This is a genomic window from Isorropodon fossajaponicum endosymbiont JTNG4 (genome assembly GCF_016592615.1).
Classification (GTDB): Bacteria; Pseudomonadota; Gammaproteobacteria; order PS1; family Pseudothioglobaceae; genus Ruthia.
This window is the reverse complement of the sequence record NZ_AP013043.1, coordinates 1,316,637-1,328,502: the sequence shown is the minus strand read 5'-3', so window position 1 is coordinate 1,328,502 and position 11,866 is coordinate 1,316,637. Positions and strand designations below refer to the sequence as shown.

Below are 11,866 nucleotides of genomic sequence, written 5' to 3'. Positions count from 1 at the left end.
CAATTTTAATTCCAAATTATGGAATATAATTATGATTTTTTTTTGCAATTAAAAATAGATAATTTTTATATGTTTAAGGATACTTAAATTGATCTTGCTTATCCAAAAAATATTCAACCATAGAGGATGAATATTTAGAAGAATTTCCCAATATTAAGTATAAGAAAGTTTGTATTTTTATGGGTGCAAATGCCTCTGCAAAAACCTGATGATGTTAGAGTTTTATCAAAAATATAATTTTTTTAAAGTTTTACAACTTTTGTCTTAGTATTCAATATGAGAATTTAGAAGATGAGCTTTGCTTTTCTTGCGATAAAGCCAATAGTAGAAAACTATTTGATAATTTCTATAAAGTTCAAAACTCAGGTAAGCTTAAATCAAAGTTTTGTGGTGATAACAGTATTCATTCAACATTGAGCAAAAATAATTTTGATTCTAATAAGCTTCGGTCTAGAAGTAAAAACTTTTTTGATTGGTTAAATGAAAACAACATTTTTGCTAGTATCAACTGTAATTACAAGGAGTGATTCATGAGTAGAAGAAGAAAACCAAAAGCCAAAACTTACGAGTTAAACATAGAGTCACTTTCTCATGAAGGGCGAGGAATTGCACATTTTGAAGATAAGGTTATTTTTGTAAGTGGCGCGTTACCAGGTGAGCTTGTGATTGCTGACCGCACGTTTTCACGTGCTAAATTTGAAGAGGCTGGTGTTAAGCAAGTATTAAAGCCAGCGGATAATCGAATCACGCCTAAATGTGACGTATTTGGTATTTGTGGTGGTTGTTCGTTTCAGCATTTATCCAGTGAAGATCAAATACAGGCTAAGGGTAATTGGCTAAAAGATGCGTTTGCTAATCAGGCAAAAATTGAGCCTAAGACTTGGTTAAAGCCACTTCAAGTTCAAAGCTGGGGTTATCGGCGCAAAGCTAGATTGGGTATTCGATATGTGGCTAAAAAAGACAAGGTATTGGTTGGATTTAGAGAAAAAAAATCTTCATTTATCACCAATATGAGTCGCTGTGAGGTTTTGCATCCATCCATAGGTGAACATCTTGAAGTGCTTGCTGATTGTATTGAAAGGCTTAGTATTAAGTCCAGTATTCCACAGTTTGAAGTGGCGATTGCTGAGAATAATACGGTGCTTATTCTAAGACACCTTGAGCCTTTGAGTGTAAAAGATGAGCAAATATTAGTAGATTGTGCCCAACAATTAAACATCACCTTTTATACCCAAAGCGGTGGTTTAGACAGTGTTAAGCCATTAGAAAAGCCTGTTGTGCTAACGTATTCACATCCTAATCATGGTATTATCATGGAATTTTTACCCACTGATTTTGTTCAAGTGAACTTTAAACTGAATCAGCAAATGGTTGATTTAGCATTAGAATTACTTGAACTTAATGAGTCTGATGAGGTGATTGATTTATTCTGCGGTCTGGGTAACTTTACCTTACCAATTGCAAGACATGCTAAACATGTGGTGGGTATTGAAGGTGATTTAGGATTGATTGAAAGGGCAAAGTATAATGCACAAAAAAACAGCATTACCAATGTTGATTTTTATAAGGCAGATTTATTTAAAGAAGTGGTAGGTTTTGAGTGGTTCAGAGGCAAGACTTACAATAAGGCACTTATTGACCCAGCTAGATCTGGTGCAATTGAAATTGTAGAGTTACTGCTTAAATTAGGTGTCACAAGATTGGTGTATGTGTCATGCAATCCTGCAACCTTGGCTCGTGATACGCTCAAGTTAATTGAGCTTGGGTTTATGCTTGAAACTGCGGGAGTGATGGACATGTTCCCCCAAACTGCCCATGTGGAATCTATTGCTTTATTCACTCGATGATAAACATCAATATCAACACCCAAACTTTAGATTATTATCAAGATAATGTCTTGCAAAAATCTTACTCAATTTCAAGTTCAATCAACGGTGTGGGCGAGGTAGAGGGTTCATTTTGCACACCAACTGGACGATTTAAAATCAGCGAAAAAATTGGCGATAATGTAGAATTGGGCACTGTATTTATTGCTAGAATACCAACAGGTGAGATTTATTCAAAACAATTATTTAACGAACAAACTGATAAAGATTGGATATTAACTCGAATTTTATGGCTTGATGGGGTTGAAAAGCATAATAAAAACACGCATGAGCGTTATATTTATATTCACGGGGCTCACCTGATGAATTTATGATGGGCGCTCCTAAGTCAAAAGGCTGTATCCGTATGCGAAATCAAGATATTGTTGAATTATTTGAAAAGGTTCACATAGGGGGAGATGTTGCTATAATTGAGTAATGAATCAGTTAATACAACACCTGCCAAAAAAAGCCTTTGAACGCTTACAAGTCAATCAAGATGCCATTTTGATTGACGTGCGTTGCGAAGCAGAAAATAAATTTGTTGGTAGACCTATTGAATGTATTTTTGTGTCTTGGCTTGACGATCCTGATTGGGAGCCCAATGAAGATGAGTTTATTGCTGCCATTAAGCGTCTTACTGGCAAGGAAAATAACTTCTTAGAACGTGAAATTATTTTAATTTGTCGCAGTGGTTACCGTTCAAATGATGCAGGAAAATGCTTAATTGAACATGGTTTTACCAACGTGGCACATGTTGTTAGTGGCTTTGAAGGGGATCTTGATGTAAGTGACCAACGAGGTAATTTAAATGGTTGGCGTTATGATGGTATGCCTTGGTTGCAATGTTAGGTGAGTAAAATACTAAATATCTATTTAGATAAACGCATGTTGTTTATCTTTTTGAATGGCGTTGCTAGTGGTTTTCCGTGGGTGATTATCGGCTCAACAATGACCTTGTGGCTTAAAGATGCTGGACTGACGCGCACAGCAATCGGTTTTTTAGGCTCCATTTTTTTCGTTTATTCTATCAATTGGTTATGGGCACCGTTACTTGACAAGGTTAAAATTCCATTTTTAAACACACTTGGTTTTAGACGTAGTTGGCTGCTATTTTTACAAATTTTATTGTTTATTTTAATCATCGCCATATCATGGACAGACCCTAAAATAAGCATTGTTTGGGTGTCATTACTCGCACTATTAATTGCCATCACCTCAGCCACTCAAGACATTGTGATTGATGCTTATCGCATTGAAATAATTAGCGAAAGCAAGGATGGCAAAATTGCCGCTGCCGCTGCCGCTGCAACAAGTGGCTGGTGGTTTGGTTTTGGATTTTTAGGTGCGTTTGCACTTTACTTGGCAGATTATTCTAACAATTGGTCAATGGTGTATTTTGTCATGAGTTTTTTTGTGCTAGGCTTTATGCTTACAACGCTACTCATGCCAAAGGAGACGCATTCAAATCAAACAACTACTGACACACCAGAACAATGGCTAGGCGAGACTTTCTTTAGCCCGCTTAAAGACTTCTTTAACCGCTTTGGTACAACGGCCATTTTAATTTTGTTGTTCATTATGTTTTTTAAAATCGGCGAGGCATTTCTTGGAAAAATGTCGTTGGTTTTTTATGATGATATCGGTTTTTCTAAGACTGATATAGCTACCTATTCAAAACTTCTAGGCTCAACTTTGACCATTATTTTTTCAATCATTGCAAGCTTTGTTAGCATTCATTTTGGACTTCTTAAGGGCTTGGTTATTGGCGGCGTATCAATGGCACTTACTAATTTGATGTATAGTTATCTAGCAACAATTGGTGCAGATAAGGAGTTTTTAGCATTAACCATATTTTTAGACAATTTTACATCTGCCTTTTCAACTGTGGCATTTGTGGCGTTTATTTCCTATTTGGTTAATAAAACTTACACCGCTACACAATACGCCTTAATGTCTTCTATGGGTAATTTGGGCAAAATTTTATTTGCCAGTAGCAGTGGCTTGTTGGTAGACAGCTTAGAAAATAGAGATTGGGTTATTGCTTTTGGTGGCGAATGGGCAGTATTTTTTGCCATTACGGCACTCATGGTGATCCCTAGCCTTGTTATGCTTTTTTGGATTGGCAAAAATTTTAAACATTTATTTATATGATAGGCCCTATTATGATGGATGTGTCAGGATTGACACTAACCACACAAGAAAAACAACAATTGATTAAATCCTCTATTGGCGGCGTTATTTTGTTTGGGCGTAATTTTGAATCTATTGAGCAAGTGACTTTATTAATTAAAGGCATTCGCCAAGTTAATAAAAACTTGCTGATTACTGTTGACCACGAAGGTGGACGAGTGCAGCGTTTTCAAACTGGATTTACCCACCTACCAGCCATGGCAAAATTAGGTGCGTCGTATGATAAAAATCCAGATATGGCGATGGATAAAGCCTTTTCTTGTGGTTTTGTCTTGGCATATGAGTTGTTGGATATTGGCGTGGATTTTTCTTTTGCACCTGTATTGGATGTTAATTATGACACCTCCCAAGTAATTGGTGACAGGGCCTTTCATTCTAATCCTGATGTGATTGTAAAATTAGCAGGTAGTTTAATTAATGGCATGCACAAAGCAGGCATGAAGTGTGTTGGTAAGCATTTTCCAGGGCATGGATTTGTCACGGCGGATTCACACCTTGACTTGCCAATAGATGACAGACCAATGAGTGATTTATCACAAGATATGAAACCCTTTAAGGGGTTAATTAACCATGGACTTGATGCACTTATGCCCACCCATGTTGTTTATACTCAAGTAGATGATAAGCCAGCAGGGTTCTCCTCTAAGTGGATTAAAGATATTTTGCAAAACCAACTCAAATTTAAAGGTGTTATTTTTAGTGATGATTTGTCTATGCAAGGTGCGCATTTCATTAAAGACATAACCAATAGAGTGAAAGCATCATTAGATATTGGCTGTGATATGGTGCTTATATGCAATCATCCTGAATTGGTTGCGCAAATCATTGATAAAGATTGGGACATGAACGAAAAATTACAATCAATGCAAGGTTTTTATAAGTTTAAATCCGATAAAATTAACCATCAGCAACATTTAGCAACTATTAGAGATTTATTATGAACAATGACAACACACAAAATTTTGAAACTAGACTTCTAGGCGCAGTCAGAAAAACCCTTATTGCCGTTGCCAAAGACACCATGACCCAGCCAGGATTAAAGCACCCACTTAGTCAAGCAACGCAAAAAATGATCACTGATTGTTTAGATATCGTAACCAGTAGGCAAATCGCTATTGAAAAATCCTCAGGTGCACATACTAGGATGAAGCCTGTTTATACTGATGAACAAACTGTGCAAAGTTTTTCAATTGATGATTTGAAGAAAACCTTGAGTTAATGCCTTTGTATAAACAGGATTGATTAAAAAAAAATGACAATTTTTATCAAATTGATAATTATTGATGTAATAAAGGCTTACATATAGAGACCTTTGCATAAATCAACCAAAAACCACCAATATGGTAAAATAACACCTATCTAAAACAACCCTAAAAACCACTAAAAATGTCTTGGAAGAACACACAACAAACCTCATTTTCTACATTCACTCATTGCAACTGAAATAGCACATACCATACTGCAATAGTCTAATTTTATTGGACACAAAGATAGCCTTATAATACAAACCATAAGGAGGTCAGTAATGACACAATATAAATCAAGAAAACAACGAGTGACTTTTACCGTTGAACATTCTGTTCAATACCCCCTTGAGGGGGAAACACTAGATTATGCCAAACTCATGGTGCATGAGAATTACACCAATAAAAAAATCATGATAATATCAGGAGCTTGCTCCTCAGCAGTTAGCAGATGGAGAAAACAATACCTAGCAGAGCTTGGTGGACAAACACCAGAGTCAGGCAAAGCGCTGACTTCTGAACAACAAACAATACAACTGCTTGAGAAACAACTTTGGCGCGCACAAAGGGACAATGAAATCTTAAAAAAGGCAACAGCCTTGTTCGCTGTGGACAATCACCAAGTGATATGATTATCAAGATAAACAAGGCTTGCCAACAATACAATACTAAAGAATTATGAGCATTACTCAAACTTCCTCGCAGTAGTTATTACTATCAAGTCAAAGATAAGCGAGTAAACAACAACACCAACGCTATGATTAAATTAATCAAACAAACTGCTATTGAAGTTGGATACACCTATGGCAAACGCAGAATGCGAGTAGTTTTGAATAACCAAGGTTATAACATTGGTATTTACCAAACTGCAACGCTAATGAAAAAAGCCAATGTAGTTGCCATACGCCCAAGAAAGCGTCATTATTACCCTAATACTAGATTGATGTTTAAAAAGGCAAAAAACCTATTAAATCGTGTGTTTGAGCAGCAATCAATTAATACGCATTGGGTTGGTGATATTACCTATATCAAAACCTATCAAGGTGGGAGTTATTTAGCCAGTGTGTTGGATTTAGGCTCAAGACAAGTTGTTGGTTGGGCATTGTCAAAACAGCCTAATGCTCAGTTGGCAAAGGATGCGCTTAGTAATGCTGTGTCTAGACACCAGCCCAATACAAATAAACACATGTTCCACTCTGATCAAGGGACTCAATACTCTTCTAAAGTTTTTATTGATTATTGCAACAAGAACAACATTACTCAAAGCATGAGCAGGCGAGGTAATTGTTGGGATAATGCGGTCATGGAGCGTTTCTTTAGAAGTCTGAAGACTGAGAGATTAAATTATCAAAGTTTTGCAAATCATAGTGAAGTCGTGCAAAATGTAGAGGGTTATATCTACTTGTATAATTACAAAAGGATTCATTCAGCGATTGGGTATTTAACACCTGCTCAAAAGATGGCTGAATTGAAAAAAGCGGCTTGAAATGTGTCCAAGTAGGTTAGAGCATTGCAAAATAGTAAGCGCCTGCACTGAAATGCACCGTTGGTGTAATTAGCTGATTAGCTGATTTACTTTTTACTTTGTCGTTGGTATAAACTGAAACTTTGATACCGCCTAATGTTTTGGATAGTGCAAGCCCATTTCTATTGCCTTTATCATGCCTGTGCCATAAGAACCAAAAGGCGTGCCAATTTTGCCGATTGAGGCATCAAAGTTTGCATTGTGATAATTAATTGCAGCACCACCTAATACTATCCTTATCGCCACCATCCCTTTGAATTGTAAAAGTAGCATCGAATTGCTCATTAATTACGTGTGAAACGTGAAGTTTGACATCGCCCAACTCAGTACCCTCCATTTGTTGTGTATTTAACTTGAGCCACGCCACCAATCTTTGTTGCTGCTTGGGGTTGATTCTAATACAGCAACACGCTCTCTTAGAGCCTCTGCAAATGCTTGTGATGTGCCTATAAGCAATAAGCTTAATGTTATAATCTTACTTTTTTCATGATATATCTCCATATTTATTAGAAAATTAGTTTTCATTGAGTTAAAATTAACTAGAAAAACTAATGGTACTATGCTGTCTCAAAGTTTTATATAAAGTAATATGATTTTGTCAAAAAACGATACTACTTTGCTATGGATAGTGCCAACACTCGAAAAAATTAATTCTTTTTACCTTTTTAGCTATTGCTAAAAAGGTAACTTATATGCGTACGATACATGTTTTTTACATAAAAATAGAATTAATATTATTTATTTAGAATAAAGTAATTTTTCATTATAAATACATCCTAGCAGCGACCTGAAAAAACTTAAGCACAAAGACAATCAGCTAAGTTATTTGGGCTATCTTTTAATGAATAATTTGTGTAGATGTATGCGATAATTATTCAAAAAGTATGATTGTTCGCACTATTTTCTATGATTCTTAACCAATATTTGCATTTAAAAAAGACACCACCTGCATGGGTTTGGGTGTTTGTTTTCTTACTGTCTATTTCTGGCACGTTTTATTTAGGGCTTAATCCTGATTTTATTGCACATTGGTGGGGGTATTTGGTTGGGTTTAATATCATCATGAGCCTGATTGCTATTTATTATGTTTATGCGGATGTATTACGCCTTAAGCGTGATGTTAAGGGCGATATTGTAGGCTCTAAATTTACTTGGTCGTTTGTTAAAATTGTGCCGGTTTTGGTGATTGTGCCAGTATTGTCTTTTTATATATTCTCATTTCAAACGATTCAAAACAACGTTAAAGATTCAGAAAAAGCTTTTAATGTTTTCAGTCAAAATTTTATTCAGCAAGTCAATGGCTTGTATAGCGGTGTGCAAAAAATTAGAGATGAGCGTTATACCGAACAAACAAAAAGATTACTAACTTTAATTATCTCTTTTGGCAGCTTTCAAAAAGATGCTGAAAATTATGCACAAAGTATGCAAATATTTCTTGATGGCTTAATTGATAAAGGCTGGGCTTGTCAAATTACATTGTTGAATGCTCAAGAAGAGATGGTTGCCAAAACGGCAGATGTGACTAATTGCATGGCAATTGAAGAGCAGCCATTGCCAGGTGCACAGCCACGTATGATTAACGAAGACGAGACTGCAAACGTTATTCAAGTAAAAATGTCAACACGTTATCTTTCAAATATATCAAATCAAGATTTATTTGTGGTTGATGTGGTGTATGCAACTGATCCAGGGCTTTTAGGGTTTTTGTCACAAGTTAGAGGGTTTGCTAATGCAGCACAAAACATTAAATTTGAAATCAACACTTCAATCACTCAAAAACGTTTTATGATTGATTTTTCATCTACCGTGCTATTGGCAATATTGAGTGCGCTTATGGTGGTTTTTCGCATGATTGAACGGTTAATGAAGCCATTGAATAACTTATCCATCGCCACGCAAGAAATTGCTAAAGGTAATTATGATGTGCGTATTGCTAAACAAAAAGAAAGTGAAGATGTGCGTAGTTTGATTGAACAATTTAATACTATGTCTAGACAAATCAAGGCATCTTGTGAAGGCTTGGATACGCACAATTTGTATTTAGAAACGATTCTTAAATATTCTTATGGTGTGATTGCACTTGATCAAAATAGGAAGATCCGCCTCATTAATCCAGTGATTGGTACAATGCTGGGTATTGAAGATGAAAAATTATTCATTGGTAAAAAATGCAACACTATTGTTGATCGCTATTCAAATTTAGAACCTTTGTTTTTAATGACACAAGATAAATTTAAACGAGATGAAAGTGAATGGAGTGAAGAGATTGAAATTACTCTAGCTAGTCAGCATTTGTTATTATCGTGCCAAGGTGCGGCACTTAAAAATGACAATGAAACCTTGGGTTTTGTTATTGTGATTAAGGACATCTCGAAGTTAAATAGGGCTCAGAAAAAAGCTGCTTGGGGAGAAGTGGCAAAGCGCATGGCACACGAAATTAAAAATCCACTAACACCCATTTTATTATCTGCTCAGCGTCTTAGAAACCGATTCATGGGCTCTTTAGAGGGCAAAGATTTAGACGTTATTGATAAAACTACAAATACCATTATTCACCAAGTTCAATCTATGGACACTATGGTAAGTGCATTTGCTGATTATGCTAACACGCCTCAAATTGAAAGGAAGTCTTGTGATTTGAATGCATTAATTAAACAATCTATCGCACTTTATGATGCACAAAGTAATATGAATATTGACTTTGATTTGTCTGCTGGTATTCCACTACTACTTTTAGATAGTCATAGTATTTCTAGAGTGTTGATTAATTTAGTGAAAAACGCCAGTGAAGCAATGGTTGACGGGCGTGATTTTAACGTTAAAATCACGACAGAATATTTACCAAAACAAGCCATTGTGCGTTTAAGTATCATAGATGATGGTGATGGCTTTGATAAGTACGTACTTGATAGGGTATTTGAGCCTTATGTGACGACCAAAATTAAGGGTAGTGGTTTAGGCATGGCAATTGTGCAAAATATTATTAAGCAACATGAAGGTGAAGTATTTGCTGGTAATGTTAAACCGCATGGTGCTATGATTACCATTGAGTTTAATTGCAATAAATAAAAAGAAGGGGTTATGGATGACACATTAGCCATTGGTAGAATTCTTATCATTGATGATGAAAATATGAATGCAGAAACGATGATGGATACATTGGAAGATGTTAATTATCATGTGGTTATTGCAGCTAACGCCAGTCAAGCTAAAACTACTATAAAAGATCAATTTTTTGACCTGGTTATGATGGACGTTTGGATGCCTGGTCAGGACGGTATGTCATTATTAGAAGAATGGACTCAAGCTGGTTTTTCTACACCGATTGTGATGATGTCTGGGCATGCAGAACATCAAGACGTGGTCAAGGCAATTAAACTGGGTGCGATTGATTTTTTGAAAAAACCACTGCATGATATTTTGCCATTGGTACGTAAAATTCTATCTGAACAAGTACTAGAGAAATCTGAACACACTATTAGTGGTATTGAATTTAATGCACCACTTAAAGAGGCAAGGAATATTTTTGAGGTACAATATTTCAATCACCATCTGCAAGAGAACAGTCATAATATTGCCAAGGTTGCAGTCTTGGCAGGGTTAGAAAGGACCACTTTATATCGTAAGTTAAAAGATTTAGGCATTGATAAAAAATAAAATAGTATGAAAATCTTAATCCTAGGTGCGGGACAAGTTGGTGCAACATTAGCCAAATATTTAGGCTTAGATAATGATAATGACATTACCATTATTGATAAAGATGAATCTAATTTATCAAATTTGCAGCGTCATTTAGACATTAAAACTGTCTGTGGACATGCTTCGTATCCTAACGTTTTAGAAGAAGCAGACATTAAAAATATGGATATGGTGATTGCTGTAACACGCTCTGATGAAGGTAATATGTTGGCTTGCCAGATGGCACACACCTTGTATCAAGTAGAAAAGAAAGTAGCGCGTATACGTACTGCTGAATATCTACATAGGAAAGAGTTGTTTTCACCTAATGCTATTCCAATTGATTTCATTATCACACCTGAAGAGTTGGTGACTAACTATATTAAGCGTGTGGTTGAAGAGCCAGGCGCTGAGCAGGTGTTTGAGTTTGAAAATGGGTTGGTTCAATTGGTAGAAACCAGAGCTTATGCAGGCACACCAATTGTAGGGCACCCTATTAAAGATCTGCATGAACATTTGCCAAAAACACGGGTGCGCATTGTAAGCTTATATCGTAATGGTAGGGCAATTCCCGCATCAGGAGAGACGGTTATTCGTGATGGTGATCGGGTTTATTTCATGACCAAAAAAGCCAGTATTTCTAAAGTGATTAAACAATTCAGGCGTGAAGACAAGGCTTATAAAAACATTATTATTGCTGGTGGTGGGCGCATTGGTCTTAATTTAGCAAAGTTCTTAGAAAAAAATCACCGCGTTCGTGTGATTGAGATAAATAAAAAGCGTGTTAGTGAAATTGCTGACGAGCTTGAAAATACATTAGTGCTTTTAGGTAATGCATCCGATGAAGAGTTACTATTAGAAGAGGGCATTGAAAATACAGATTTATTTTTAGCTTTAACAGATTCTGATGAAATCAATGTGATTGTTTCAATTTTGGCCAAACGTTTAGGTGCGCATAAGACGATCGCCTTGGTGAAGCGTAATGTTTATGAAGATTTGGCCGAACAAAGCGAAGGTGTAGATATGGTCATATCACCTGATCAAATTACAGTTAGTGGCATCTTGGCACATATTCGTAAAGGCGACACCATGATGGTGTATTCATTGCGCCAAGGTAAGGCAGAAGCAATTGAGGTTATCGTACATGGTGATAAACACCATTCAGATGTTGTGGGTAAAACTATTGAACAAATTAATTTACCTGATGGTGTGGTTGTGGGTTCAGTGGTTAGGAATCATGAAGTGATTATGGGGTCGCGTACTTTGGTAATCAAAGAAGGAGATCATGTATTGTTAGTGTTGACTGATGTTAGTAAAATCCATGAAGTGGAAGAGTTGTTTAAAGGATATTTTGATTAATG

Annotated in this window: 11 protein-coding genes and 1 pseudogene; 11 read left to right on the top strand and 1 reads right to left on the bottom strand. The window is 36.1% G+C overall.

Annotation, left to right across the window (positions count from 1 at the left end):
• Positions 1-530 precede the first annotated feature (530 nt).
• The 8 genes and pseudogenes from rlmD to CVFO_RS07750 all read left to right on the top strand — a co-directional run bounded on the left by rlmD (position 531) and on the right by CVFO_RS07750 (position 6,788).
• Positions 531-1,847 carry a 23S rRNA (uracil(1939)-C(5))-methyltransferase RlmD gene (gene rlmD, locus CVFO_RS07780; RefSeq protein WP_201339460.1) on the top strand — a complete coding sequence of 439 codons (1,317 nt, stop codon included), beginning with the start codon at positions 531-533 and terminating at the stop codon, positions 1,845-1,847.
• Positions 1,844-2,200, top strand: coding sequence for a L,D-transpeptidase family protein (locus tag CVFO_RS07775; RefSeq protein WP_342591010.1), 357 nt, complete (start codon positions 1,844-1,846; stop codon positions 2,198-2,200). Before rlmD ends, CVFO_RS07775 begins: the two co-directional genes overlap by 4 nt.
• Positions 2,197-2,304, top strand: coding sequence for a L,D-transpeptidase family protein (locus CVFO_RS09255; protein ID WP_342591009.1), 108 nt, complete (start codon positions 2,197-2,199; stop codon positions 2,302-2,304). The genes CVFO_RS07775 and CVFO_RS09255 overlap by 4 nt, the downstream gene beginning before the upstream one ends.
• Complete coding sequence (locus tag CVFO_RS07770; protein ID WP_201339459.1) at positions 2,304-2,717, top strand: rhodanese-like domain-containing protein; 414 nt, start codon at positions 2,304-2,306, stop codon at positions 2,715-2,717. The genes CVFO_RS09255 and CVFO_RS07770 overlap by 1 nt, the downstream gene beginning before the upstream one ends.
• Positions 2,718-4,019, top strand: coding sequence for an AmpG family muropeptide MFS transporter (locus CVFO_RS07765; RefSeq protein ID WP_201339458.1), 1,302 nt, complete (start codon positions 2,718-2,720; stop codon positions 4,017-4,019).
• Positions 4,016-4,999: a beta-N-acetylhexosaminidase gene (gene nagZ / locus CVFO_RS07760; protein ID WP_201339457.1), complete on the top strand. Its 984-nt coding sequence runs from the start codon at positions 4,016-4,018 to the stop codon at positions 4,997-4,999. The genes CVFO_RS07765 and nagZ overlap by 4 nt, the downstream gene beginning before the upstream one ends.
• Positions 4,996-5,277: a hypothetical protein gene (locus CVFO_RS07755; RefSeq protein ID WP_201339456.1), complete on the top strand. Its 282-nt coding sequence runs from the start codon at positions 4,996-4,998 to the stop codon at positions 5,275-5,277. Before nagZ ends, CVFO_RS07755 begins: the two co-directional genes overlap by 4 nt.
• A gap of 405 nt (positions 5,278-5,682) precedes the next feature.
• Positions 5,683-6,788, top strand: a pseudogene (locus CVFO_RS07750) (IS3 family transposase).
• A gap of 132 nt (positions 6,789-6,920) precedes the next feature.
• Here the strand turns inward: CVFO_RS07750 and CVFO_RS07745 are convergent.
• Positions 6,921-7,100, bottom strand: coding sequence for a hypothetical protein (locus tag CVFO_RS07745; RefSeq protein WP_201339455.1), 180 nt, complete (start codon positions 7,098-7,100; stop codon positions 6,921-6,923).
• 633 nt (positions 7,101-7,733) lie between these two features.
• On the opposite strand from CVFO_RS07745, the gene CVFO_RS07740 reads away from it, so the two are divergent.
• Genes CVFO_RS07740 through trkA form a run of 3 tightly spaced genes read left to right on the top strand, consistent with a single transcriptional unit; the run spans position 7,734 to position 11,864 of the window.
• Positions 7,734-9,896, top strand: coding sequence for a sensor histidine kinase (locus CVFO_RS07740; protein WP_201339454.1), 2,163 nt, complete (start codon positions 7,734-7,736; stop codon positions 9,894-9,896).
• Between the two features lie 12 nt (positions 9,897-9,908).
• Positions 9,909-10,484 carry a response regulator gene (locus tag CVFO_RS07735; RefSeq protein WP_201339453.1) on the top strand — a complete coding sequence of 192 codons (576 nt, stop codon included), beginning with the start codon at positions 9,909-9,911 and terminating at the stop codon, positions 10,482-10,484.
• 6 nt (positions 10,485-10,490) lie between these two features.
• Positions 10,491-11,864: a Trk system potassium transporter TrkA gene (gene trkA / locus CVFO_RS07730; protein ID WP_201339452.1), complete on the top strand. Its 1,374-nt coding sequence runs from the start codon at positions 10,491-10,493 to the stop codon at positions 11,862-11,864.
• Positions 11,865-11,866: the final 2 nt, after the last annotated feature.